The organism is Jatrophihabitans lederbergiae, from assembly GCF_031845305.1.
In the GTDB taxonomy this organism is placed as follows: Bacteria; Actinomycetota; Actinomycetes; order Mycobacteriales; family Jatrophihabitantaceae; genus Jatrophihabitans_A; species Jatrophihabitans_A lederbergiae.
Map to the genome: position 1 here is coordinate 14285 of NZ_JAVREH010000031.1, position 23701 is coordinate 37985.

23 protein-coding genes and 2 pseudogenes are annotated in these 23701 nt (G+C 68.0%); 9 read left to right on the forward strand and 16 right to left on the reverse strand.

All coding sequences use genetic code 11. The features are described 5' to 3' along the window. The first annotated feature begins 8 nt into the window (after positions 1-8). The 4 genes from RM423_RS17615 (at position 9) to RM423_RS17630 (ending at position 5470) form a co-directional block, all read left to right on the forward strand. Positions 9-1034, forward strand: a complete 1026-nt coding sequence (locus RM423_RS17615) for a 3-oxoacyl-ACP synthase III (RefSeq protein ID WP_311424356.1) — start codon at positions 9-11, stop codon at positions 1032-1034. After that, a complete protein-coding gene (locus RM423_RS17620; RefSeq protein ID WP_311424357.1) occupies positions 1031-3688 on the forward strand; it encodes an alpha/beta fold hydrolase in 2658 nt (885 codons plus the stop codon). The genes RM423_RS17615 and RM423_RS17620 overlap by 4 nt, the downstream gene beginning before the upstream one ends. After that, complete coding sequence (locus tag RM423_RS17625) at positions 3685-4704, forward strand: NAD-dependent epimerase/dehydratase family protein (protein WP_311424358.1); 1020 nt, start codon at positions 3685-3687, stop codon at positions 4702-4704. Before RM423_RS17620 ends, RM423_RS17625 begins: the two co-directional genes overlap by 4 nt. A 220-nt stretch (positions 4705-4924) precedes the next feature. Continuing rightward, on the forward strand, positions 4925-5470 hold the full coding sequence (locus RM423_RS17630; RefSeq protein WP_311424359.1) for a hypothetical protein: 546 nt from the start codon (positions 4925-4927) through the stop codon (positions 5468-5470). A 92-nt stretch (positions 5471-5562) separates the two neighbouring features. On the opposite strand, the gene RM423_RS17635 is transcribed toward RM423_RS17630, so the two are convergent. The 16 genes from RM423_RS17635 to RM423_RS17710 form a co-directional block, all read right to left on the reverse strand. Further along, complete coding sequence (locus tag RM423_RS17635) at positions 5563-6369, reverse strand: HAD-IIA family hydrolase (RefSeq protein WP_311424360.1); 807 nt, start codon at positions 6367-6369, stop codon at positions 5563-5565. Further along, entirely contained in the window at positions 6366-7883 is a 1518-nt protein-coding gene (locus RM423_RS17640; RefSeq protein WP_311424362.1) for a xylulokinase, read from the reverse strand. Before RM423_RS17640 ends, RM423_RS17635 begins: the two co-directional genes overlap by 4 nt. Further along, the gene (locus RM423_RS17645) at positions 7880-8002 is read right to left on the reverse strand and encodes a hypothetical protein (RefSeq protein ID WP_311424363.1); all 123 of its coding nucleotides are present in this window, start codon (positions 8000-8002) and stop codon (positions 7880-7882) included. The genes RM423_RS17640 and RM423_RS17645 overlap by 4 nt, the downstream gene beginning before the upstream one ends. Beyond that, positions 8002-9336 carry an iron-containing alcohol dehydrogenase gene (locus tag RM423_RS17650; RefSeq protein WP_311424364.1) on the reverse strand — a complete coding sequence of 445 codons (1335 nt, stop codon included), beginning with the start codon at positions 9334-9336 and terminating at the stop codon, positions 8002-8004. The genes RM423_RS17645 and RM423_RS17650 overlap by 1 nt, the downstream gene beginning before the upstream one ends. Further along, positions 9315-10139: a lipoate--protein ligase family protein gene (locus RM423_RS17655; RefSeq protein WP_311424365.1), complete on the reverse strand. Its 825-nt coding sequence runs from the start codon at positions 10137-10139 to the stop codon at positions 9315-9317. The genes RM423_RS17650 and RM423_RS17655 overlap by 22 nt, the downstream gene beginning before the upstream one ends. Beyond that, positions 10136-10816: a 2-oxo acid dehydrogenase subunit E2 gene (locus RM423_RS17660; protein ID WP_311424366.1), complete on the reverse strand. Its 681-nt coding sequence runs from the start codon at positions 10814-10816 to the stop codon at positions 10136-10138. Before RM423_RS17660 ends, RM423_RS17655 begins: the two co-directional genes overlap by 4 nt. Further along, on the reverse strand, positions 10813-11691 hold the full coding sequence (locus RM423_RS17665; protein WP_311424367.1) for a class II fructose-bisphosphate aldolase: 879 nt from the start codon (positions 11689-11691) through the stop codon (positions 10813-10815). Before RM423_RS17665 ends, RM423_RS17660 begins: the two co-directional genes overlap by 4 nt. Continuing rightward, positions 11688-12104: an FGGY-family carbohydrate kinase gene (locus RM423_RS17670; RefSeq protein ID WP_396327772.1), complete on the reverse strand. Its 417-nt coding sequence runs from the start codon at positions 12102-12104 to the stop codon at positions 11688-11690. Before RM423_RS17670 ends, RM423_RS17665 begins: the two co-directional genes overlap by 4 nt. Next, positions 12010-13230, reverse strand: a complete 1221-nt coding sequence (locus tag RM423_RS17675) for an FGGY family carbohydrate kinase (RefSeq protein ID WP_396327773.1) — start codon at positions 13228-13230, stop codon at positions 12010-12012. Before RM423_RS17675 ends, RM423_RS17670 begins: the two co-directional genes overlap by 95 nt. Before the next feature lie 25 nt (positions 13231-13255). Beyond that, positions 13256-14923 carry a glycerol-3-phosphate dehydrogenase/oxidase gene (locus RM423_RS17680; RefSeq protein WP_311424368.1) on the reverse strand — a complete coding sequence of 556 codons (1668 nt, stop codon included), beginning with the start codon at positions 14921-14923 and terminating at the stop codon, positions 13256-13258. A gap of 57 nt (positions 14924-14980) precedes the next feature. After that, positions 14981-15229, reverse strand: a complete 249-nt coding sequence (locus RM423_RS17685; RefSeq protein ID WP_396327774.1) for a lipoyl domain-containing protein — start codon at positions 15227-15229, stop codon at positions 14981-14983. 29 nt (positions 15230-15258) lie between these two features. Beyond that, the gene (locus tag RM423_RS17690; protein ID WP_311424370.1) at positions 15259-16269 is read right to left on the reverse strand and encodes an alpha-ketoacid dehydrogenase subunit beta; all 1011 of its coding nucleotides are present in this window, start codon (positions 16267-16269) and stop codon (positions 15259-15261) included. Next, entirely contained in the window at positions 16260-17258 is a 999-nt protein-coding gene (locus tag RM423_RS17695; protein ID WP_311424371.1) for a thiamine pyrophosphate-dependent dehydrogenase E1 component subunit alpha, read from the reverse strand. The genes RM423_RS17690 and RM423_RS17695 overlap by 10 nt, the downstream gene beginning before the upstream one ends. A gap of 33 nt (positions 17259-17291) precedes the next feature. Further along, positions 17292-18224 carry an ABC transporter permease gene (locus tag RM423_RS26275; RefSeq protein ID WP_311424372.1) on the reverse strand — a complete coding sequence of 311 codons (933 nt, stop codon included), beginning with the start codon at positions 18222-18224 and terminating at the stop codon, positions 17292-17294. 174 nt (positions 18225-18398) lie between these two features. Then, a complete protein-coding gene (locus RM423_RS17705; RefSeq protein ID WP_311424373.1) occupies positions 18399-19913 on the reverse strand; it encodes a sugar ABC transporter ATP-binding protein in 1515 nt (504 codons plus the stop codon). 37 nt (positions 19914-19950) lie between these two features. Next, positions 19951-20946, reverse strand: a complete 996-nt coding sequence (locus RM423_RS17710) for a substrate-binding domain-containing protein (RefSeq protein WP_311424374.1) — start codon at positions 20944-20946, stop codon at positions 19951-19953. Between the two features lie 174 nt (positions 20947-21120). Between RM423_RS17710 and RM423_RS17715 the strand changes: the two genes are divergently transcribed. From RM423_RS17715 to RM423_RS17730, 5 genes and pseudogenes are all read left to right on the forward strand, one after another. Next, positions 21121-22131 (forward strand): sugar-binding transcriptional regulator, encoded by a 1011-nt coding sequence (locus tag RM423_RS17715; RefSeq protein ID WP_311424375.1) that lies wholly within the window; start codon positions 21121-21123, stop codon positions 22129-22131. 160 nt (positions 22132-22291) lie between these two features. Then, a complete protein-coding gene (locus RM423_RS25750) occupies positions 22292-22462 on the forward strand; it encodes a hypothetical protein (protein WP_396327775.1) in 171 nt (56 codons plus the stop codon). A 107-nt stretch (positions 22463-22569) separates the two neighbouring features. After that, positions 22570-23094: pseudogene (locus RM423_RS17720) on the forward strand (transposase); the annotation flags it as partial. A 47-nt stretch (positions 23095-23141) separates the two neighbouring features. Next, positions 23142-23228, forward strand: a pseudogene (locus RM423_RS17725) (hypothetical protein); the annotation flags it as partial. A 130-nt stretch (positions 23229-23358) separates the two neighbouring features. Next, the gene (locus tag RM423_RS17730; RefSeq protein WP_311424376.1) at positions 23359-23628 is read left to right on the forward strand and encodes a hypothetical protein; all 270 of its coding nucleotides are present in this window, start codon (positions 23359-23361) and stop codon (positions 23626-23628) included. Positions 23629-23701: the final 73 nt, after the last annotated feature.

The window sequence follows — 23701 nt, forward strand, 5'->3', positions numbered from 1 at the left end:
GGTAGGACATGGCGGGCAACTCGGAGTTCCGATCGACCAACGCCACCGTACTCACGGTCGCCCTGATCGACGCACCTGTCGTCGTCACCTCAGCGCAACTGGACGAGGGACTGGTCGAAGCCTACCGGCGGGTGGGTCTTCGTCCTGGACTCATCGAGCGGCTGGCCGGTATCCGGGAGAGGCGCTGGTGGGCTGATGGCACGACCTTCGCCGACGGCGCCGCGATGGCAGGGGGCAAGGCGATCGCCGAATCCGGGGTCAGCGTCGAGGACATCGGCCTGCTGGTCAACACCTCCGTCAGCCGGGCCCACCTCGAGCCCGCGACCGCCGCATCGGTGCATGACGCGATCGGCCTGCCGAGCTCGTGCCAGAGTTTCGACATCACCAATGCCTGCCTGGGCTTCCTGAACGGCATGCAGCTGGCCGCTGCCATGATCGACTCTGGCCAGATCGAGCACGCCTTGATCGTGTGCGGCGAGGATGCTCGCCCGGCGCACGAGGCGGCGCTGCGCAGGCTCGCCGACGAGGCCTCGACGTCCAAGGATGTGATTGCCGAGTTCGCGACGCTGACCCTGGGCTCCGGAGCGGTGGCCATGGTCCTGGGCCGTGCCGACCGGCATCCCGAGGGTCATCGCATCATCGGTGGCGCGACCCGGGCGTCGACGTCGCATCACGAGCTGTGCGTCGGGGACGTCGAGCTGATGCGCACCGACAGCAAGAACCTGCTGAAGTACGGCCTGGAGCTGTGCGTGGGGCTATGGGAGGACGCCCGGGCGCATTTCGACTGGTCCGACGGCGCCGACCTGTACGTCATCCACCAGGTGTCACAGGTGCACACCGACGCAATCTGCGCCGGGTTGGGCATCGACCCGGACCGGGTTCCCCGGACATTTCCCACCCGTGGCAACATGGGGCCGGCCTCGGTGCCGTTCACGCTGGCGACCCGCGCCGACTCGCTGAACCGTGGTGACAAGGTGCTGCTGATGGGCGTGGGATCGGGCCTGAACGCGAGCTGTCTCGAGCTGGAGTGGTGACCCGCGCCACCTCGTTGAAAGCCCCGCCCCTGCCCGGTCCGGCACCGGACCTGACCGGCCTTCCAGGACTCGATCCGGCCTGGTCACGCACGGTCGAGGTGCCGGGCTCGGACGGCGTCCGGCACACCTGGCACCTTCTGGACTCGGAAGCGGGCTCCGTTGCTGGCGACGGGTCGCCGGACCAGCCGACGTTGCTCTGCCTGCACGGCAACCCGACCTGGTCCTACCTCTGGCGGCGGATGTTCGCGGTCGCCCCTCCCGGCTGGCGGGTCATCGCCCCCGACCAGCTCGGCATGGGGTACTCCGAGCGGCTGCCGGCGCCCCGGACGCTGGCCGAGCGGGTGCGCGACCTCGGCGCCCTGACCGCCGCACTGGGAATCACCGGCCCTGTCGTCACGCTCGCCCACGACTGGGGCGGCATAATCTCGCTCGGCTGGGCGCTCGAACACCGCGCGCAGGTGCGGGGTGTGGTGCTGACGAATACCGCCGTGCACCAGCCTGAGGACTCCCGACCGGCCGCCCTGATCCGGCTGGCGCACCTGCGCATGCTGCGCGACTCGCTCTGCGTCCGGACGCCGGTCTTCGTCCGCAGCGCCACCGCACTGTCGTGGCCGCCGCTGCCGAGCGAGGTGCGTGGAGCGTTCGCCGCGCCGTACCACGGGGCGCGGCGCCGCCGGTCCGTCGGGGACTTCGTCGCGGATATCCCGTTCGGCGAGCACGACCCGAGCCGGCCGGCGCTGGACGTCATCAGCGGCGGCATCAAGGACCTGGACGTGCCGGCGCTGCTGCTGTGGGGCCCGCGCGACCCGGTATTCGGCGAGCAGTACCTGCGTGATCTGCTGATGCGGCTGCCGCGCGCCGATGTCCACCGCTACGCCGGCGCATCACACCTGCTTCCCGAGGACGCCCCGCGCTATGCCGAGGACGTCGGCCGGTGGTTGCACGACTTGGATTCCAGCCAGCCGGCCGCAGCTGGTGACGCAGATACCGTTGCCCAGGCTGACACCGCCGCCCCGTCGGTGTGGCAGGCGCTCGTCGACCGGGCCGCGCGCACCCCGGACGAGATCGCGACGGCCGAGGTGGGCGGCGCGAGCATCACCTGGGCGGAGCTCAACCGGCGGGTGCGCGACACCGCCGCGGGTCTGGCGAACGCCGGTGTGGCACCGGGGCAGCGGGTGGCTCTGCTCGTCCCGCCCTCGATCGAGTTGACCGTGGCGGTGTACTCGGTGTGGCGGGCCGGCGCCGTGATCGTGGTGGCGGACAAGGGCCTGGGGCTGCGCGGCATGGGCAGAGCGCTGCGCGGTGCCAGGGTGGATCACGTCATCGGCACCGCCCAGGGCCTCGCGGCGGCACGTGCGATGCGGTTGCCGGGCACGCGCTGGCTGGCCGGCACCGGCTCGCTGAAGGGCGGGGCAGCCCCTGCCGCTGAGCGCCGCCTTCTCGGCGTGCGGGAAAGCCTGGCCGAGCTAGCGGCTGAACAGCTGGCTGCGGACGAGCATCCGCTGCCCGAGGTGACAGCCGATGCCGAGGCCGCGGTCGTCTTCACCTCCGGAGCCACCGGTCCGGCCAAGGGCGTGCTGTACCTGCACCGGCAGGTACACGCCCAACTCCACGTCGTCCGGCAGGTGTACGGGCTGACGGACGAGGACCGGATGGTGGCGGCCTTCGCGCCGTTCGCCTTGTTCGGTCCCGCGCTCGGGGTAGCCTCGGCGGTTCCGGCAACCGATGTCACCAAGCCCGGCACCCTGACGGCCGCCGCGCTGGCCGATGCCGCGCTGGCCGTTGAGGCGACCGTCGTGTTCGCCTCTCCGGCCGCGCTGCGCAATGTGGCCGCGACCGCCGGCGAGCTGACGCCCGGGCAGCGGTCGGCGCTCGGGCGGGTGCGGCTGCTCATGTCGGCCGGCGCGCCCGTCCCGCTGGAGCTGCTGCGGCAGGTCGCCGAGCTGATGCCGGTGGCCGAGGCCCACACGCCGTACGGCATGACGGAGCTGCTGCCCGTCACGGACGTGTCGATGCGTGAGATCGAACAGGCCGGCCAGGGCGACGGGGTGTGTGTCGGGCGAGCGGTGCCCGGCGTCGACATCGCGATCAGCGAGTTGGACGGGTTGGCCCGCGATGTCGGTGAGCTCACCAGCGAGCCGGGTGTCGTGGGTGAGATCTGCGTCCGGGCCGAGCATGGCAAGCAGCGCTATGACAGCCTGTGGGCCACTGAGCGGGCAAGTTCGCGCGACACCGGCTGGCACCGTACTGGCGATGTCGGCCACCTCGACGCAGAGGGCCGCCTGTGGGTGCAGGGCCGACGCCAGCACCTGATCACCACACCGGACGGCCTGCTCACGCCGGTCGGTCTCGAGCAGCGCGTCGAGGCAGTCGCCGAGGTCACTGCCGCGGCGGTCGTCGGCGTCGGCCCTACGGGCACTCAGCAGGTCGTCGTAATAGTCGTGCTTGGTGCTGCAGCCGTCAGCCGCGGCAGGGCGCGCCAGGTGCGGGTAGCGGACCTGGAATTGAGCGCGGCCGTCCGGGCCGCGGTCGACGTGCCGGTCGCCGCGGTGCTGGTGCGCGACGCCCTGCCGGTCGACATTCGGCATGCTTCCAAAGTGGATCGCACCGCGCTGGCCGGTTGGGCCGAGAAGGTGCTGGCGGGCCGCTCGTGAGAGTGCTGCTCACGGGTGCGAGCGGCATGCTCGGCGCCGCGACGGCGCGCGCCCTGCTGGCTGAAGGCGTCGAACTGACGGTGCTGCAGCGTCACCCGAGTGGCCTGCCCTGCCGGGAGATCCTGGGCAGCGTGTCGAACCGCGCCGTGGTGGAGCTCGCCGCGGCCGGGCAGGAGGTCGTGCTGCACCTGGCGGCGAAGGTCGATGTGGTCGGCCCATGGGCGGAGTACGAGCAGACCAATGTGGCCGGTACCCGGGCGGTGGTCGATGCCTGCAGGCAGCACGGCGTGCGCGCGCTGGTGCACGTGTCGACGCCGGCAGTAGCCCATGCCGGCCGGGCACTGGTCGGCGTCGGGGCCGGGCCGGCCGATTCGAGGGCCGCCCGGGGCAACTATGCGCGGTCGAAGGCGATCGCGGAAACCCTCGCGTTGCAAGCTGATTCAGCCCAGCTGGCGGTTCTCGCGATCCGTCCACACCTGGTCTGGGGCCCGGGCGACACCCAGCTGGTCCAACGGATCGTCGACCGGGCACGCGCGGGCCGGTTGCCTCTCATCGGCTCCGGAGCGGCGCTGATCGACAGCACCTATGTCGACAACGCCGTCGACGCGCTGCTCGCCGCCGTCCGGGTATGCGGGCAGGTGCGCGGTGAGGCGCTGGTGGTGTCCAACGGCGAACCGCGTTCGGTGGCCGAGATCCTGCGACTGCTGTGCCGTGCGGCGGGAGTCCCCGGGCCACGCGGCCGCGTGCCATATCCCCTTGCCGCGGCGGCTGGTTCGATCATCGAGGGAGCATGGGCGGTGTCCAGGCGGCGCGACACTCCCCCGCTGAACCGCTTCCTGGCCGAGCAGTTGGCGACCGCGCACTGGTTCGACCAGCGACGGACCCGCGAAGCGCTGCGGTGGCAACCGCGCGTCAGCCTGGACGAGGGGTTCGCCCAGCTGGCAGCACATTATGCGAAGGGCTCGGCCGAGGATCAGCTGACGGTGCCGTCCACCGTCGAGGGCACGACCTCGTAGCCCGATTCGGTTCGAGCGGTCCCGGAGCGCCCGTCGGCGTGCGACGACGGGAGACCCGACTGGTGGAGGGGAGCGTGGACCAGTGCTCGTTGCCGGTGTCCGAACGCACCGGAGGCTGGACCTGCTACGGGCCCTGACCGGAACCCGTCAGCACCGCTTTTCGGGCGTTTCGCAGCGGTAATCGCTCGAACTACAGCCAGCGGCCGGCATACTTCGTGCTGTGAACGCCACGGACGTCGCCGCTATCGTCGCGGCATGCGGCGGCCTCGCGGCCGTGAGTGTGGCTGCGGGCGCCATCGTGGTAGGGGCGCGGAATCTGCGAGAGCAGTTGCAGGTGCACGAAAGCACCAGCGCGGATGTCCTGCGCGGAGCACGCGACAACGCCGCGGAGGACCGGCGGTGGCAGCGCGAAGCCGACACCTACGTCGATGTGCTGGCCTGGACCCGGGCTGCTATGAGGACCCCGTCAGAGACCGACCCCAACAGCGGTCCGGTGCCCGTCCAGCCGGATCTGACGCTGCAGGCAAGGGTGGATGTCTTCGCTTGCGAGCCGGTGCGTGAGGCCTTCGCTCAGGTCGTCGCCGGCATCCACCAGTACCCCATCGCTATCGGGCAGTCCGCGGCGGCAGGCGATGTCATGCGGCAGAACCTGGTTCACGCAGTCGCGCGGTTACAGGAGCAGGTGCGGGCTGGGGTGTCCGGACACGAGGTGGTGTCGCGTACCGGACCGAGCCCGATCCGGTACGAGCACCCAATCCAGTCTTGATGGCCACGCTGCCTGCTGGCCGTGTCCGAGCTCGGCAACGAGGTCGAACAAGCGATCGAGACGGGCCTTCGTCTGATTGAGTTCGGCCGTGCTCAGCCGAGCAGCTCGTCGATCTGGTTCAGAATGTAGGTCGGTTGCCGGTCCCGGGCGGCGCAGTCGAGCATTTCGCGGGTGGTCTCGCCGGTGAGTACCAGGGCCGAGTCCATCCCGCCGTCGACGGCCATCGCGATGTCGGTGTACAGGCGGTCTCCGATGACGAGACAGTCCTGCGGTGACAGCCCGATGATGTCGAGGACCGTCTCGGCCATCAACCGATCGGGTTTGCCGACGTTGACCGAGCACCGCACGCCCGTGCATGCCTCGACGGCCGCAACCATTGCGGCCGAGTCCGGCTCACCACGGCCGCCGGGAAACGGGCAGTACGCGTCAGGGTTCGTGGTCACCAGAATGGTCCCGCGACCTGAGCGCAGTGCGTCGAAGGCGATCTGCAGCTTGCGGTAGTCGAACGTGCGGTCGTAGCTGGCGACCACGACGTCGATCCGGTCGGCATCTTCGCTCAGCTCGAGTCCGGCGTGCGCGATCGCATCGCGCAACGGCGCTTCACCGATGACGAATACGGCGGCGTTCGGGGCGTTCCGCCGCAGCCAAGAGGCCATGGTCACCACCGGGTTCAGAATGTCCGAACTGGGGGTCGGCAAGCCGAGCCGGGTCAGCTTGTCGGCGTACATCCGCGGATCGCGGGTCGGGTTGTTGGACAGGAAGACTGTACGGCGCCCTCGCTCGCGCAGGCTCGTGATCAGGTGATGGGCGCCCGGCAGCAGGTGATCGCCGAGGTAGATCGTGCCGTCGAGATCGAAGATATAACCGCGGTAGGGCCGCACCGCTGTCGTGGTGATCACGTCCCACCCGCCACGCTGAGCCGGGGAAAGATGTCGCGCACGGCCGGATAGATTTGGCGATACACCTCGAAGAGCCGGTCGTACACCGGCGTGGTGTCGGAATCCGGTACGAATCGCGCTCCTATACCGCTCATCTGTTCGGCGGCCTCGGGCAGGTTGGAGTGGACGCCGACTGCGGCGGCAGCGAGCATGCCCGCGCCGAGACATGTGCTCTCGGGCTCGCGAACGACCTCAACTTCGCGGCGCATGATGTCGGCGATGATTTGGCACCACACCCGGCTGCGCGAGCCGCCGCCGAGGGCGATGAGCTGATGGATAGGCTCGTCCAATGTCCGCTCAGCCCCCTCGGTGAGCAGCCGTTGCTCGAAGGCGATCCCTTCGAGTAACGCGCGATAGACGTGCGACTTGCCGTGGGCACCGGTCAGTCCGATGAGGACGCCGCGGGCGTGGTGATCCCAGTAGGGCGTGAGCGCCCCCGTCCAGTACGGCAGGGCCATCAGCCCGCCACATCCGGGCGGCAAGAGGGCGGCGGCGGTCTCCAGCACTTGTTCGGGACTGAGCTCGATGCCCAGCGCCCGGGTGTCCACGCCGGCGAACTTGTCGACGAACCAGGCCAGGTTGTGCGTCCCCCCGCCGATGAAGGTTTCCAGGGTGTAGCTGCCGGGGATGGCGGCGGATAGCACCCGGTAGTCACGGCTGTAGCTGTAGTGATCGCTGAACGTGCCGGATACCACGCCGGTCCCCAGGTTGAGGTAGGCCCGGCCGGAGCTGATTGCTCCGGTGCCTATCTGGGCCGCCTGCCCGTCGCCGACCCCGGCGATCACGGCCACGCCTCGGGGCAGGCCAAGCCCTGCGGCGACGTCCTCGTCGATCACGGCCAGCCGCGCGCCGGGCTCCACGAGATCGGCCATCTGCACGCGGCCCAGCCCGGCCTGGCTCAACAGCCCGTCGTGGTAGTCGAAGGTCTGCATGTCGACCAGGCCCAGGGGATCGGCGCTGCCCCACGACGTCAGCCACTGCCCGGTGAGCCGGTGGACCAGGAAGGCCTGTACGTCCACGATCTTCGCCGTCTTGCGCAGCGTCTCGGGCTCGTGCCGAGCGAGCCACAGGATTTTGTACCAGGCTGGGGTCAGGTTGGGCGGCTTCCCGGTGATCCGGTGTACCTCGTCGGTGCCGAACTCGCGCACTTCTTCCACCGCGCGCGAGTCGAGCCACAGGATGGCTGGACGTAAGGGCCGGCCGTGGCTGTCGACGCAGACGAAAGACTCTCTTTGGTGGGTGATGCAGACGCCGCGCACCCTGGTGGCGTCCACCGTCTGAACCGCGCGTCTGATGGCGGCGGACGTCGCGGTCCACCAGTCCTCTGCGTTCTGCTCGCCCCACCCGGGACGAGGCTGGCTCAACTCGTAAGGTGACCGGCTCTGAGCCACGGCGGTCCCGCGGCTGTCCCAGACCACGGCCTTGGCGGCGGTGGTCGAGCAGTCGACGCCGATGACGTAGGCGTCGCTCGTCATGACCGGCTCGCGGTCGAGGTGCAGGCGGTCTCGGCCCGGGCCATCACCTCGGCCACGTCGGCATCCTGCCACCAACCCAGGAAGGTGAGCAGGTCGACCACCGTGAAGCGGTTACGCATCAGGCCGCAGTACTGCACGGCCCAGCGGGCCAGAGCCGATTCCACTGCCGGGTCGAGGTCGCCGAATCGCGCCGGTGACCCCGAGGCCTGCAGCCCGATCGCGATCTCCTCGGGTGTGCGCACCAGTGACCGCAGTTCTTGCCTGTGCAGTTCCCATCGGGAAAGCACCCGTAGTACGACCAACCGATTCCGCGTCCAGGAGCCGAGCTTGTGGTGGTAGTCGGCCAGCATTCCTCGGCGAGAGCACCGGTGGGATCGAGTGGACCGAACTGGGCGCGGACGAGCTGCTCGGCCGCTGCGGGGTCCGGCGGCGTCAGCTCCGGCCCGGGCACGGTGCTGGCCGCGTCCATACGCGCGAACAGCAGTTCCCAGGCCGCCGCGGCGACCACGGATCCCACCCCTACCTGTGCACCGTGAAGCCCCGTGGGGCGGCCGTTCGCGGCGTTGGAGATGTCGAGCATGTGGCTGATCAGATGCTCGACGCCGGACAGGCAGGCCGTGGTACCCGCGACGCCGGTGGCGATCCCGCGCATGCCCAAGGCCCGGACCAGCCGCTCGGTGGAGTTCCGTTGTCCGGTGGCCAGTCCACGTGACCACTCCTCGATCTGGTCGCCCACCTCGGCCAGTAACGCGATCGGGCCGTGGTGGAAGGACTCATCGAAGCCGAGCAGGTTCGCCAATCGCCAGTCCGCGGGTGCGGTGAACATCGAGTTGATCTCGCCGAAGCCCGCCCGGTTCATCGCCTGCGGCGCCTCGGCGATAAGGGTGGTGTCGGCAACCACGACGTCGGGCCAGCGCGACGGCACCGTGCGCTTCACCCCGTGCCGCAGGACGACCGAGACATTGTCGGTGAATCCGTCCACCGAGGCCGCGGTCTGCACGACCACCAACGGCAGCCCGCCCACCCCGACCGAGCTGAGCTTGCCGATATCGCTTATCGTGCCACCGCCGACACTGACGATCGCATCGACGCCGTCGGCGGCAGCCGTCGCACTGTCGATCACCTCATCCGACGCGTGCAGCTCGGCCTGCCCGTCATCGAGGACCAACGTGCGCAGGTCGAACCGCTGGGCCAGCTGGGCCACGAGCTCGTCCTTCACCGCCGACCCGGCACGGCGGATGACGGTCCGATCCATCACCAGCAGCACGGTAGGAAGACGGGATGGCGGCTCGCCGCCCCTGCCGAGCAACCGATCGACCTCATCGGCGACCCGAGCCAGCTCGCTGGGCCCGATGTGCACGTCGCGGATCTCGCACGCCACGAGGACGCCGTCGGGATCGACGCGGCGCAGCACCTGCTGTACCTCCTCGATCAACCCAGGGACATCGCGCACGTTGCACCTCCGGTTTCACGGGAGTCCGCGGTCAGCGAGCGGCCGCCTGAAAGGTCGATCGGCATCAGGGATGCGCGGCGCCCCAGCTCTGCCAGGACAGCCGAGGCGACGTCATCGACGCCGATCCCGGGGATCCACCGGACTACCCCGGCCATTGAATCGGCGACGAATGGCAGCCCCAGAGCGTCGTAAACCGAGACGGTCACGGCACGAACCGGTTCGACCCGGCGAATCAGAATGCTCGCTCCCAACAGCCAGCCGTGGCGGGTCAACCGCTGGGCCGTGCCGACCAGCTTGTAGCGGCCGGCGACGTTGACACTGTGCTCGCCGGGGCAGTGTTCGCCGGGCACCGCGCCGACCTGGGCGGGGACGCCGAGCGTACGCAACGCGGCAGCGACGGCACGTCCCAGCTCAGCGAAGCGAGCGGTGACTGCCCGGCGTGGGTTCTCGTCGTGAGCGGTGATCTCGATGCAGAGGGTGTCCTCGTGGAACGCCGCCGCACGGCCGCCCGGTGCCCGCAAGACGGGAGCGAAGCCGTGCAGGCGAGCCGTTTCGACGGCGGCGGCGTAGCCGGGGGTGACCCGGTCCCGACCGGTGAAGGCCATCGTCGGCGCGGGGAGGTAGAGGCGCAGGAACGGCCCGCACCCCGTCTGGGCTGCGTGGGCCAGCAGGGTCGGGCCGAGCTCGACTCCGGTGGTGCGGGCGAGCATCGAGCCGTCTCCCACCAGTTGCAACCGTCCCGTCGGGGCCACGGCGGACGGGATGGGCGGCGCGAGCGACCCGGCCCGGAGTTGCCCGGTCACGGCGTCGCCCGCGCGGTCGTCTCGAGTTCGTCGCGGAGCGCGCCCAGCATGCGAGCGCCGGTGACCCCGTCGACGGCGCGGTGGTCGCAGGTGAGCGTGAGGGTGGCCATCGGGCGCGCTTGCACCGAGTTCTCGCGGATGACCGCTGTGGGCGCGGTCGAGCCCACGGCGAGAATGCCGACCTGGGGCGGGTTGAGGATGGCGTCGAACTGGTCGATTCCTAGCATGCCGAGGTTCGATACGGTGAATGTCGCCGCGTCGATGTCGGCCATCCCGAGCTTGCCTATCCGGCCGCGGGCGACCACGTCGCGGCGGCGGTCGGCGATGTCGGGCAGCTCGAGCTTCTCGACGTGGTGAATGACCGGCACCATGAGACCGGCGTCGGTGGCCACGGCGACACCGATGTTGACCGTGTCGAACAGGGTGACGATCTCGTCGGCGTAGTGGCCATTGAGCTCCGGCACCGCCACCAGCGCCGAAGCGCAGGCCTTGATCAGGGCGTCGGTGACGGTCGCGCCTGGGATGCGGTGGCCGGTGCCGAGCACCTCGGTCATGTCCACGGCGACCGACAGGTGGAACACCGGGGCTGCCCAAGCCTGGACCATGCGCCGGGCCGCGATTCGCCGAATTCCCTTCAGCGGTATCGGCGTACCGGTCAGCTCGGTGCCGGCGCTCACCAGTGCCTGCCGGCCGGCGTCGTCGTCCCGGTGAGCTCGGCAGCGTGGCCCGCACAGCCGTAGAGCGTCATCTTCTGGATGGCCGCCTCGACCATCAGTTCACGCCCATGGGCCATCGCGGTTTCCAGCTGGCCGTCACCGCCAGCCCAGACTTGCTCGATGCCGCGCCGGAAAGCCAGGCGCAGGTCGGTGTCGGCGTTGAGCTTGTGCACGCCCGCCGCGATCGCCGCCGTGATCTCGCTGTCCGGAACGCCGGAAGCACCATGCAGCACCAGCGGTGCTTCCACGACCTCGGCGATCTTGGTGATCAGGTCGATGGCCAGCGGCTGCGGAGCGCTCAGCGGTACCCCATGAACGACACCGGCGGAGATCGCCAAGAAGTCCACTCCGGTCTCGGCGGCGAAGCGTTGTGCCTCACCGATATCGGTGTAGTAAGAACTCCATTCCACCGGCTGATCGGCATCGGGGATGCGGCCCAACTCGGCCTCGACCGCCACCCCGAAGTCATGCGCGATGGACACCAGCCGACGGGTGGTGGCGATGTTCTCCTCGAAGGGCAGATGCGCCCCGTCATACATGACCGAAGTGAAACCGAGCCTGATCGCCTCCAGCACCTCCTGGTAGGAGCCGTGGTCGAGGTGGATCACGTGCACGGCGTCCGATTCCGCCACGACGCGACGGGTCATCTCGTATGCCTTGCGGACACCCATATGCGGGATGACCGCGCGCCCCACCTGCAGGAACACCGGGGCGGCGCACGACTCCGCCGCCGCGAGCAATGCCTGTGTGGTCTCGTCGTTGTGCATGTTGAACGCGCCGACGGCGTACCCGCCCGTGCGGGCTCGATGCAGTAAGTCCTGGGCCAGCCCGGTCATGATTGCTCCTCCAAAGATCGATCATTCGTCAGTGATTGAGCGCTCGGCGGCGCAACAACGGTGGCCGTGCGTGGCGGCCCGGTCAGCGTTCGGGCCAGTGCCTGCCGCCAGCCCCCGTACAGCTCCTCGCGGCGATCGGGGGCCATCGCGGGATCAAAGACACGGTCGGCTTCCCAGGCCTTTTCCACGTCGGCCGGCCCGTCCCACAGCCCGACGCCGGTGCCGGCCACATAGGCGACTCCGAGCGCGGTGCGTTCGAGTTCGCGTGGCCGCACGATCTGCAGCCCGCTGATGTCAGCCAGGAACTGGCAGAGCAGATCACTGCTCGACCCGCCCCCATCGACCTTGAGCTGCGAAACCGTCATACCGCCAGCGGAGAGGGCTTCGACGATGTCGCAGGTCTGGTAGGCCATCGCCTCGACGGCCGCGCGGATGACGTGGGCGCTGGTGCTGTCCAGCGACAGCCCGGTGATCGAGGCGCGGGGCGCGGCGATCCCAGTGCGGAGCGCAGATACCTCCGAAGGCGGGCACGATATAGACGCCGCCGGAGTCGGGGACGCTCGCGCAGAGGGCGTCGATGCGATCGGGATCGGCGACCATGCCGAGGGACTCGCGCAACCACTGCAGGGTCTGCCCGCTGTGGAACACCACGCCTTCCAGCTCGAAACGCGTCTGCTGCTGAACGGTCCAGGCCACGCTACTGGTCAGCCCATCGACCAACACCGGTTCCGCACCGCTGTTCACGGTGAGAACACCGGCCGTGCCGAAGGTGTTCTTGGCCGCACCGGTCTCGAAGCAGGCCTGGCCGAACATGCCCGCCTGCTGATCGGCCAGCACAGCTCGGATCGGCGGGCGGCCGGTCAACACTGATGCGTCCACCCGCCCGAAGTCGGCATCTGAGGGCTGCACCGTCGCCAAAACGGTGGCCGGGATATCGAGCAGCTCGAGTAATTCCTCATCCCAGGACATCGATGACAGATTGAACAGGGCAGTCCGGGAGGCGCACGAAGGGTCCGTAGCGTGCACCTGGCCGCCGGTGAGGTTCCACAACAGCCAGGTGTCCACCGTGCCGCAGAGCACCTGCCCGGCCGCGGCCCGCGTTCGCAGACCGGGGACGTTGTCCAGCAACCAGGCGACCTTGGCCGCGGAGAAGAACGAGTCGTTGCGCAGGCCGGTCCGGGTGCGGAATTCCTCGGCCAGACCGCGCTCCTGCCAGCGGTTCACGATGTCATCGGTCTGGTGGGAGATCCACACGATCGCGTCGTGCACCGGACGGCCGGTGTCCCGCTCCCAGACCATCACGGTCTCACGATGACTGGTTATACCGAGCGCCACCACGTCCTCGGCCCGCGCGCCCGCAGACCGCAGGGCCAAACCGATGGTCGTCCGGGTGGCCTGCCAGAGCGCCATCGGATCGAGCTCAACCCAACCCGGACGGGGATGCTTCCACACCACCGGGGCGCGCCCTTCACCGACGATCACACCAGCGGGGTCGACCATCACGGTTCGCGCGGTGCTCGAACCAACATCGAGCGCCATAACCAAAGACTGCGGGTTCATAGCCTCAACGCCCGCCCGCTGTCAGGCCCGCGCCGAAGCTGTCCGACCGTGGGCCGGTCGGGTCGGGCACTGCCAGATGATCGAGCCAGGACCGGTATCCGGCCAGCTCGGTCTCGGTCCGAGCCTCATCCCAGTCCAGGCGCCTGGCCAGGACGGCGGCGATATCGTCCACCACCGCCAGCCCGTGATCAGGTTCGAAGGCGAGCAGCGTCCTTCGGGCCATCACGTCGGTCAGGGTCCGGGCCAGCTCGGCTTCGACCGAGAACACGACCTCGGCCGCGACCAACCCGGTTCGCTCATCCAGCGGCTTCGCCAGTTCACCCAGCTCGTGGGTCAGCTGCCAGACGTCGCCGGCACGGCTGCCGTAGAAGGACAGCAGGCGGTCGGCCGTCTTGAGCGGCGCCCCCTCGTTCAGCAGCCGGGTGCGCAGTGCGCCGAGATCGAGCAACGTGCCGCCGGGCAGCGGGCGATCACGGGTGGGGCACGGTTGCGGTACCCGTCCGAGCCGGCGCAAGGCGTCGTCAACCGCATCCTCGGCCAGCTGCCGGTAGGTGGTCAGCTTGCCGCCGATCACGGTGATCAAACCCGCAAGCCCGTCGGCGGCGTGATCGTGCAAGCTGTGCGACCGGGCCACGGACGACTCGGCCTTGTCGGGGACGTAGGGCAACGGCCGGACACCGCTGAACGTGTAGAGCACGTCGTCCAAACTCAAACCCGCCTCGGGGATGAGGCTGTTGACCTCCGTCAGCAGGTACTCGGCCTCACCGATGTCGCAGCGGGCCTCGTCGGGCTCCCCGTCGAAGCGGATGTCCGTGGTACCGATCATGTATCGGCCCATCCACGGGATCACCAACACGAGGCGGCCGTCGCGCTGGGACTCGTAGTAGACGACGTCGCGCGGGGCGCCCGGGAACGGACCGACGATAAGGTGGCTGCCCTTGGTGCCGCCGTTGAGCCGCGGCTGTTCCGGAATGTCGGCGCTGGCGAACACCCGGTCAATCCAGGGTCCGGCGACATTGAACGTGATCGGCGCGCGGGCCTGCCCGGCCTCTCCGGTGAGCTGGTCACGCCAGCGCACCCCAACGACCCGGCCGTGCTCGACGACCGGCGCGTCGACCCGCGCGTGCGTGCGCACGATCGCACCGTGGCGGTGGGCGTCGACAGCCAGCTCGACGCACAACCGCTCGGCAAGCTCGACCTGGCCGTCGAAGAAGACCGCCGCACCCTGCAGCCCGTCTACTGCTATGCCGGTGAAGCGTCGCTTCGCTTGGGTGCGGGACAGAACCCGGTGCCGCGGCGGGGTCTTGCGCCACGACAGCACGTCATAGGTGATCATTCCGAGTTCGACCAGCCAGCCGGGCCGGCGGTTGTGCCGGTAAAGCGGGATCATCAACGGCACCGGCTTGACCAGGTGCGGGGCCTGCCGAAAGAGCCGTTCCCGCTCAGCCAGCGACTCATGGACCAGCCGCACATCGTACTGCTCGAGATAACGCAAGCCGCCGTGGACGAGACGCCCGGACCACGCCGAGACGCCGCTGCAGATGTCCTCCTGGTCAAGCAGCAGGACCCGCAGGCCGCGCAGGGCCGCGTCACGGGCGATGCCGACCCCGTTGATCCCGGCGCCGACGACAATGACGTCGTACTCCTCGGGGAGGGTACGGGTGGGCTGCATCGAAGGATTCCTGTCCAGAGGCTGGGCGTGGCGGGTAGTCACGGTGTTCGGGCTGGGTCAGTCGCCGTCGTCGATGACCGCGACCAGGGTGCGGACCTCGACGGTCTCACCGGCCGGGACGACGATCTCGGTGATCGTCCCGGTCGCCGGCGCGAGCAACTCCTCCTCGACCTTCTCCGAGGCGACCTCGGCGATCGGCTCGTCCTCGGAGACGGAATCGCCGACGCTCTTGAACCAGTTCGTGATCGTTCCCTCGCTCATGCCCATGCCCCACTGCGGAAGCAAAACCTCAACGCGCACTGTCATTCCTTCTCTCGTGGTCAGATGTCCGGTCGTTACGCCGCGGCCGACAGCTCAAGGGTCTTTCGCACTGCCGCCGCGATCGTGATCCGGTTGGGATAGAGCTGCTTTTCCAGCGCCGGGCTGAACGGAATCTGCATGTCGGGTGTCGTCACTCGGGCGATCGGCGCGCGCAGCGAGGGAAAGGCGTGCTCGGCGACGATGGCCGCGATCTCACTAGCCGCGCTGCAAGTGCGGTGGGCGGGATCGGCCACGACGAGTCGACCGGTGCGCCGCACCGATTCGAGAATGCCTGCGACGTCGAGGGGAACCAGGGTGCGGGGATCGAACACCTCGACCGACACTCCCTCATCGGCGAGTTGGTCGGCCGCGAACGCCGCCTCGGGCACCGCCCCTGACACCGCGACAACCGTGACGTCGGAGCCGGAGCGCACCGTCCGGCCCACGCCGAGCGGGATTCGGTATTCGGCCTCGTCCACCTCTTCTTTCATGCTCCACAGCGGGCACGCCTCGAAGGAAAGTACCGGGTCGTCACTGTCGATCGCCGAGCGCAGCAACCCCTTGGCATCCGACGGCGAGGCCGGGGCGATGATCTTCAGGCCAGGGACGTTCATGAACATCGGATAGGGCCGGTCGGAATGGTGTGCGCCGGTGTTGAGGCCGTAGAACATCGCTGATCGAAAGACCACCGGAAGTGAGGCCTGTCCGCCGAACATGTAGCGGTTCTTCGCGACCTGGTTCACAAACTGGTCCATGGCCAGGTACAGGAAGCTGGAGTAGGACAGGTCGACAATAGGGCGCAGGCCCGTCATGGCGGCACCGGCAGCTGCGCCGACGATGATCTCCTCCGAGATCGGGGTGTTCCGGATCCGGTCGTGACCGTAGAGCTGCAGGAAGTCGCCTTCGACGGCACGAGATTTGCCGGCGCCTGTGGTGCCGTAGACGTTGGCTTCGACGTCCTCGCCCATGATGATCACGCGCGAATCCGCATCCATCGCCTCTCGTTGCGCGGCGCCGATGGCGCCGAGGTAGCTCATCATGACCATGACGGTTCTCCGATCGGGTCGGTGTACAGGTCCGCAAAGGCCACGGACGGGTCGGGGTAGGGACTGCTCTGGCTGAACTCGAAGGCCTCGTCCACCTCGGCCATCACCTCTTTCTCCAGGGAGTCGAGGTCGGCGTCGTCGTATGCCCCGCGACGCTGCAGTTCGGCCCGAAACAGCACGATCGGGTCCAGCTCCAGCCAGCGCTTCTTCTCTTCGGCGTCGCGGTAGTCGGTGCTCAGCCGAAGGCCTTCGGAGTGCTCGTTGAAGCGGTAGGTCATGACCTCGACCAGGGTCGGTCCATCCCCGCGGCGCGCACGCTGTACCGCAGCGTCGACCGCCGCGTATACGGCCAACACATCCTGGCCGTTCTCGACCCGGACCCCGGGGATGGCGAAGCCGTGCGCCCGGTCGGCGATCACGCCGGACGTCACGGTGTGAGCCGGCGTCGACAGGGCGTACTGGTTGTTCTCGCACAAGAACACGACCGGTAGTTTCCACACCCCTGCCAGGTTCATCGCCTCGTAGAGGTTGCCCTGGTTAGCCGCACCGTCTCCGAAGAACGCCAGCGCTACCCGGCCATTGCCCAGCACCTTGGCGCTCAACGCTGCTCCGGTCGCGATCGGGATGGACGATCCGACGATCCCCGATTCGCCTAGGCTGCCGACCGCGAAGTCGGCCAGGTGCAGCGAGCCACCCTTGCCCTGGCACACGCCGGTTGCCTTGCCGACCAGCTCGGCCATCAACGGCCCGAGTGGGGCGCCCTTGCCGATCGGGTGGCCGTGACTGCGGTGGTTGCCGGTCATGTAATCCTTCGTGCCGAGCGCCATGCAGGCTCCGACGACCTGGGCTTCCTGCCCGATGCTCGTGTGCACGGTGCCCGGGATCTGGCCCCGTTTGACCATCTTCGACGCTCGCTCGTCGAAGCGCCGGATGCGGAGCATTCGCCGCTGCATCTCCAGCAGCGTCTCCTTGCTAGGAACAGCACTCATCAGTCTCGCCTTCTCGTTCCGCTATAAGGTGATTCACCGTTGACTGGTAGTCAGGAGCGGAGCTTGATCGAAGCTCGGTCGGTGAGGACGGCGGCCAGAATCACCGCGCCGATCACGACCTGTTGCAGATTCGGGTTGACGTGCAGCAGCGACAGGCCGTTGTTGAGCACGCCGATGATGAGCAGGCCGATGAACGTCCTGCCCATCGACGCCACGCCTCCGGACAGGCTGGCACCGCCGATGACGACGACCGCGATGACGTTGAGCAAGTAATTCGAGCCGGCCGTCGGCTGCGCGGAATCCAGCGTGGACATGTCGATCCAACCCGCGATCGCGGCCAGCGAACCAGCGATCACATACACCCAGGTCTTGGACAACCGAACAGATAATCACCCAGGTCTTGGACAACCGAACAGATAATCCGGACAGGCGAGCGACCTCCTCGTTGCCGCCTATCGCGAACAGCGCGCGCCCACCCGGCCGGTACCGCAACCAGAAGGCAATGACGAGGTAGATGACGATCATGACCAGCGCCTGCAGCGGGATGCCCAGGACAACGGTCTGGGTGAGGTCGTCGAACCAGGTCGGGAAGCCGTTGAGGGTGTTGCCGTTGGTCACTACGAGCGCCATGCCGAGGGCGGCCGACATCGTGGCCAGCGTGGCGACGAACGGCTGGACGCGGCCGTAGGTCGACAGCAGCCCGTTCAACATGCCCAGCAAGGCACCCACCAGCAACCCGGCGAGCAGGGCGAGGGCGAACGGGACACCATGCGACTTGTACAGCCAGGCAGAGACCATGATCGTCAGTGCCAGGTTGGCCGCTACGGACAGGTCGATGCCGCCGATGAGAATAACGAGCGCCGCTCCGGCAGCCATGATCCCGATATCGGAGGACTGGGACAGGATGTTGCTCAGGTTGCGCGTGGTGAGGAAGTACGGCGACAGGAAGGACAGCGCAATCACCATGACGACGAGGCCGATGATGGGCCCGCCCAGCGCCCGCGCCCGCGCAACCAACCGGCGGCCGGTCGGCCGAGCGGTGCCGGACGGCAGGGTATGGTCCGCGTCCACAGCGGCATCGTGACGTTCGTGGATTCTGCTGCTCATCGTCTCTCCTTCGGGGAAACCGGCACTCGGGCCTCAGGCGCTGATCTGCGGTACGGCCATCCGCATGACCGTTTCGGAATCGGCCTCCCCGCGCGGCAGGATCGCCCGTTGGCTTCCGCCAGACATCACCAGCACGCGATGGGACAGACCCAGGACTTCTTCGAGCTCGGATGAGACGACGATGACCGCGACTCCCCGGGCAGCGCAGTCCCGGATTATCTGGTAGATCGCCATCTTTGCGCCTACGTCGACGCCCCGCGTGGGCTCGTCGAGGATGAGGACCTTGGGCTGCTTGACCAGCCATTTCGCCAGCAGCACCTTCTGCTGATTGCCACCCGAGAGCCGGACGACCGGCTGGTCGAGGCTGCCCCGGATGTCATAGTCGTCGCGGCTCTTCTCGACCAACCGGTTCAGCCACCGCCTGGTGACAAGACCGCCGCGGCGCATGGTGCGCTCCCACGGCGCGACGATGTTCTCTGCGCAACTGCGCCCCAAATTCAGTCCCTGGCCCTTGCGGTCCTCGGGCACCATCACGATGCCCGCCCGGATGGCGGTGCGGGGCGTCGAGGCCTTGAGCGGGCGGCCCTCCACCAGGATCTGCCCGTGATCGGCGCGGTCGGCACCGGCGATGGCGCGTACGACCTCAGTGCGTCCGGCACCGACGAGACCGGCGAGGCCCAGGATCTCGCCGCGGGCTACCGAGAAACTGATGCCGTGGAAGGCCCTCTTGCGGGCGAGGTCGCGAACCTCCAGCACCACGTCGCCCTGGGCGGCCCTCGGGGCCTGATGTGCGAACGTGAAGTCCCGGCCGACCATCGCCTTCACGATCTCGTGCTGATCGACATCCGCACTCGACCAGGTCCGCACCAGCTGACCGTCGCGCAGACATACGATCCGCTGCGCCACCGCGGTGATCTCCGACAGCCGGTGCGAGATGTAGATAACGCCGACGCCCCGCGAGCGCAGTACGCCGATCTGGTGCAGCACGCGGTCGGTCTCGTGCGAGGTGAGCGACGCAGAGGGCTCGTCGAAGATGAGATACCGCGGCTCTCGCAGGATTGCCTTGGCGATCTCGATGCTCTGTTGCGCGGCCATCGACAGCCCCGCCACCGATCGCCGGGGATCGATCGAGACGCCGAGCACGCCGAGCGCCTCCGCGGCTTGCTCGTGCATGCGCTCGGTGGCGAGCCGACCGGCGCGCATCGGCAAGCGGCCGAGGAACATGTTCTCGGCGACCGACAGCGCGGGAACCATCTTGATCTCTTGGTGGATCAGGGCGACGCCGCGAGCCAGCGCAGCGGCCGGCGAATGCGGCAGGTAGTCCTCGCCGTCAAGGGTCATGGTGCCCGAGTCCAGGCGCACGACGCCGGCGATGATCGAACTGACGGTGGACTTTCCGGCCCCGTTCTCGCCGACGAGGCCTACGACGTCGCCGGCGGGAACGGCGAAGCTCACCGATTTGAGCACCTGAACGCCGGCGTAGGACTTGACGAGGTCGTGACAGACCAACGCGCGCTCGGTGGCCTCGGCAAGGTTCGCGTCGTTCACGGCGGTGTCTCCTGGTGGGTCGTGATCGGCCGGTGGGTCATTTGACGTTGGGCCCGTAGAAGTCGACGGGGTTGACGGTGGCCGATGTCACCAAGGTGGTGTCCTGGTATTGCAGGGCCGGAACCTGGCTGCCCTGCCCGCTGAGGATCTGGTCAGCGTTCGTCACCGCACGTTGGCCCATCTTGTACGGGATTTGCGCCTCGGTTGCCTGGGTCAGTCCCTGCTTGATCCCCGCAACCATGGTCGGGAACCCGTCGATGCCGACGGAGACGATCTTGCGGCCGGCGTCCTTGGCCGCCTTGGCGGCACCGAGGCCCATCGCGTCGCTCTCCCCGAAGATCGCCTTGATGCCCGGGTTGGCCTGCAGCATGTTCTGGGTCGCCTTGTAAGCCTGCGTCTCATCCCAGTTGGCCGACTGCGTCGCGACGACCTTGATCCCCGGGGTACGCGCCAGTGCCTGCTTGCAGCCCTTGCTGCGCTGGACCTCCGCGGTCGCGCCCAGCACACCGCGGAGAATGCCGATCTCGCCGGAGTTGCCGATCTGCTTGAACAGCCAGGTGCACAGGTTGTCAGCGGCCTTGACGCTGTCGGTGGCGATATAGGTGGCCAGCTTGACGTCGCCGGACTCCGGCTTCTCGTCGACCGCCACGACCGGGATCCCAGCCTTGTTGGCTGCACGGACACCGGCCAGAGCCGATGTCGCGTCCTGGGCGATGAAGATCAGCGCGTCGACCCGCTGGGTGACCAGGTTATTGACCTGGTTGACCTGCTGGGTGGCGTTGTTGTCGGCCGACAGGACGATCAGCTTGTCGCCGGTCTGAGCCGCCATCTTGCGCATGCCATCGACGGCCGCGATATAGAACAAGGACTTCTGGTCAGCGACGGAGACGCCGATGGTCCGAGGACCAGACTTCGACTTCTCACTCGTCGCAGTCGCACCACCCGTCTTGCTGCACCCCGCGATCGCGACCGCGACCGCTAATACCCCAGCCGCGACTCGTGCGGTACCCCGTCTACGCATGATCTCTCCCATCGAACGTCAGAGGACTTGGCTGCATAAATATTTGCAAGTAGCATGTCTACCCGTGGGAGTGAACGCTACGTTCCAGTTCGGTTCCAGGTCAATGCCCGAGGCTGATGGACATGACGAACTCGTAAATTGGGCAGGTACCGATCGGTGCACTCCCGGAAGAAGGGGGCGGAATTGGTGAACGCGGATGACTCGCGGTCGACGCGGCTGGCCCGGCCCGAGCCGCTGACCGAAGGTGAGCCGAGACGCCTCATGGCCAAGGTCGCCTGGATGTACCACGTCCGGGGCATGAAACAGGGCGAGATCGCTGGCAGGCTGGGACTGTCGCAGTCGCGGGTCTCACGGCTGCTGGAAACAGCGGTCGCGGCAGGCATTGTGAGGACCACCGTCGTCGTCCCCGACGGCCTGCACGCCGAACTGGAAGAACGCCTCGAGGCGAGGTACGGATTACGCGAGGCGCACGTGTTCGACGTTGGTGATGGCGCCGACGACACCGGGGTGGTCAGCGACCTCGGCCGGATGCTCGCCAGCCGATTGGAATCGAACCCACTGGAAGCCGAGGTCATCGGGTTCACGTCTTGGAGCCGCTCACTGCGCGAAACCGTAGGGTCGATGAACCAGCCCTCCCAGTCGAGCGCCAAGTACGTCGTCGAACTGCTCGGCGACGTCGGGCCACCCACGGTCCAGCATCAAGCAGCCCAGCTGACCCAGCAGCTAGCTGCTCTCACCGGAGCTGAACCGCGCTTCCTGCGCGTCCCGGGGGTCGTCAGCTCAGCCGAGGTTCGCCAAGCTCTCCTCGATCGCGATGCCCATGCCCGGGAGGCACTGGCACTGCTCGACCGGGTCGACCTCGCCCTCGTCGGCATAGGGACGTGCGAGATCGTGCCGCCGTTACAAGCGGGCGACAACTTCTTCACGACCGAGCAGTTCGAATACGCCCGATCCCTGGGGGCAGTCGGTCAAGTCAACCTGCGCTTCATCGCCGCGGACGGATCACCCGTGTTCTCCGAACTCGACGAGCTCATCGTCGGGGTCACCCTAGAACAGCTCAAGCGATGCCAACGCACCCTGGCAGTAGCCGGCGGACCAAGCAAATACCCCGCCATCAAAGCCGCCGTCCTCGGGGGCTTTGTAAACACCCTCATCACCGATGCCGGCACGGCCCGCCACTTACTCTCAGAGACATAACACAAGGGATCCGGTAGCTCCGCTTCCGGGTGCCCGGCGGTCTACGAACTTATCCACACCGGCTCGCCGAGCTTGGCCCGCACGACGTCGCCGAACAGCTCGCCCGGGTCGGAGAAGTCACCGACGAGCGAGCGATGACCCCGATGCGGTCGGCCAACGCATGGTGCAGCACGGGTCGACGGTCCTCGTCCCGATCGAGAACCGGCCCTACGGCAAGCGGGAAGGCCGGGTCCAGGACCCCTTCGGGGCACCTCTGGATCATCAGCGGCGACCCGCGCTGAGCGAACCGGCCCGCCGGTACGGAGCAGTCGATTCGACCTGTCTTAACTAGCCCGGTGCTTTCACGGGACCGCGTGGTGATCAACTGAAAAGTGCTCCAGGCCAGCAAGAATCGGAGATGTCTAGTAACCGAGTCCGCAAGCTTGGAGCACCTTCAGGGTGAAGAATATCGGGTTGTATCCGCGTGTCCACATCGACACGGCAGGGCCAGGGTCGTCTCCCAAGCTGGGGCGGTGTCGTTGGTCGAGACGGTCCGGGCGGCCGGCCTGGACCGCGGCTTGTCCGAGGCGCTCGCTCCATGGCGCAAACCTCTGGGCCGCCACGATCCGGGCAAGATCGTGACCGATCTGGCGATCGCCTTGGCGGTGGGCGGGGACTGCCTCGCTGATGTCGCGGTGCTGCGCGCCGAGCCCTCAGTGTTCGGGCCGGTGGCCTCGGACCCGACCGTGTCCCGGCTGGTCGACACCCTCGCCGCGGACGCCGACCATGCCCTGAAAGCGATCGACGCCGCCAGGTCCGCAGCGCGGGTGAGCGCGCTCCGAACCACGGCGCGAGCGTGGACAGTCCGGTGGTCATCGACATCGACGCGACCTTGGTCACGGCGCACTCAGAAAGGAACTGGCGGCTCCGACGTTCAAGAAGGGGTTCGGGTTCCACCCGCTGATGGCGTTCGCCGACCACGGCGTGCCGGTGCTGCTGCCGGCCGCGCCAAGGCCCAACTCGCACGCGAATTCGGGATCAGCCGGGAGACCGTGTATCAGTACCTGCGGTTGAGTGCTCTGGACAGTGACTCGAGTCCTTCAACTGTTGCGGGCTAAGGGTCAGAACGCGGCATCCGGTCAACGCGGCGGCCTAGCAGCCGTCGGGCACGGTTGTGGTGTGCAGGAATAGCCGAAGGTGCTCCCGCTCCGCAAGGTCACGTAGCCAGCGCCACGCGAACATGTTCGCGTGGTCGGCGTCGAGGATCCGCAGCTACCGGTGTCAGGTCGAGCTGTGACGGATGAGGAGCAGCGGGATGTGACGGAGCGCTTCTCTCAGCTCAACGACGAGCTTGTGGCTGGTGAAACGCTGCCGTGGGTTGCGCCAACGCTTGTCGCGAAGACCGAAGCCGCGGTTTCGGCCTATGCCGAGGCTTATGGTGCTGGGGTTGGTGAGGATGTTCGCGAGCAATGCTTGAAACCTGTGGTTGAGGCCGGGTGGGACGTACCTTCCCGGTAGCCATGTGGTGATCGAGCAAGGCCGGCGCTGCAACGCTGGTCGGGAAGGTACGTCCGTGCTCAAGGTAGTGGAG

What these genes read in the sequence shown, in the direction of transcription:
- RM423_RS17680 (WP_311424368.1), bottom strand. Translation starts at nt 14,923, where the DNA reads ATGCAGCCCACCCGTACCCTCCCCGAGGAGTACGACGTCATTGTCGTC.
- RM423_RS17670 (WP_396327772.1), bottom strand. Translation starts at nt 12,104, where the DNA reads ATGGCCTACCAGACCTGCGACATCGTCGAAGCCCTCTCCGCTGGCGGT.
- RM423_RS26275 (WP_311424372.1), bottom strand. Translation starts at nt 18,224, where the DNA reads ATGGTGATTGCGCTGTCCTTCCTGTCGCCGTACTTCCTCACCACGCGC.
- RM423_RS17710 (WP_311424374.1), bottom strand. Translation starts at nt 20,946, where the DNA reads ATGGGAGAGATCATGCGTAGACGGGGTACCGCACGAGTCGCGGCTGGG.
- RM423_RS17645 (WP_311424363.1), bottom strand. Translation starts at nt 8,002, where the DNA reads ATGCGTAACCGCTTCACGGTGGTCGACCTGCTCACCTTCCTGGGTTGG.
- RM423_RS17615 (WP_311424356.1), top strand. Translation starts at nt 9, where the DNA reads ATGGCGGGCAACTCGGAGTTCCGATCGACCAACGCCACCGTACTCACG.
- RM423_RS17665 (WP_311424367.1), bottom strand. Translation starts at nt 11,691, where the DNA reads ATGACCGGGCTGGCCCAGGACTTACTGCATCGAGCCCGCACGGGCGGG.
- RM423_RS25750 (WP_396327775.1), top strand. Translation starts at nt 22,292, where the DNA reads ATGGTGCAGCACGGGTCGACGGTCCTCGTCCCGATCGAGAACCGGCCC.
- RM423_RS17640 (WP_311424362.1), bottom strand. Translation starts at nt 7,883, where the DNA reads ATGACGAGCGACGCCTACGTCATCGGCGTCGACTGCTCGACCACCGCC.
- RM423_RS17695 (WP_311424371.1), bottom strand. Translation starts at nt 17,258, where the DNA reads ATGAGTGCTGTTCCTAGCAAGGAGACGCTGCTGGAGATGCAGCGGCGA.
- RM423_RS17690 (WP_311424370.1), bottom strand. Translation starts at nt 16,269, where the DNA reads ATGGTCATGATGAGCTACCTCGGCGCCATCGGCGCCGCGCAACGAGAG.
- RM423_RS17675 (WP_396327773.1), bottom strand. Translation starts at nt 13,230, where the DNA reads ATGGCGCTCGATGTTGGTTCGAGCACCGCGCGAACCGTGATGGTCGAC.
- RM423_RS17685 (WP_396327774.1), bottom strand. Translation starts at nt 15,229, where the DNA reads ATGACAGTGCGCGTTGAGGTTTTGCTTCCGCAGTGGGGCATGGGCATG.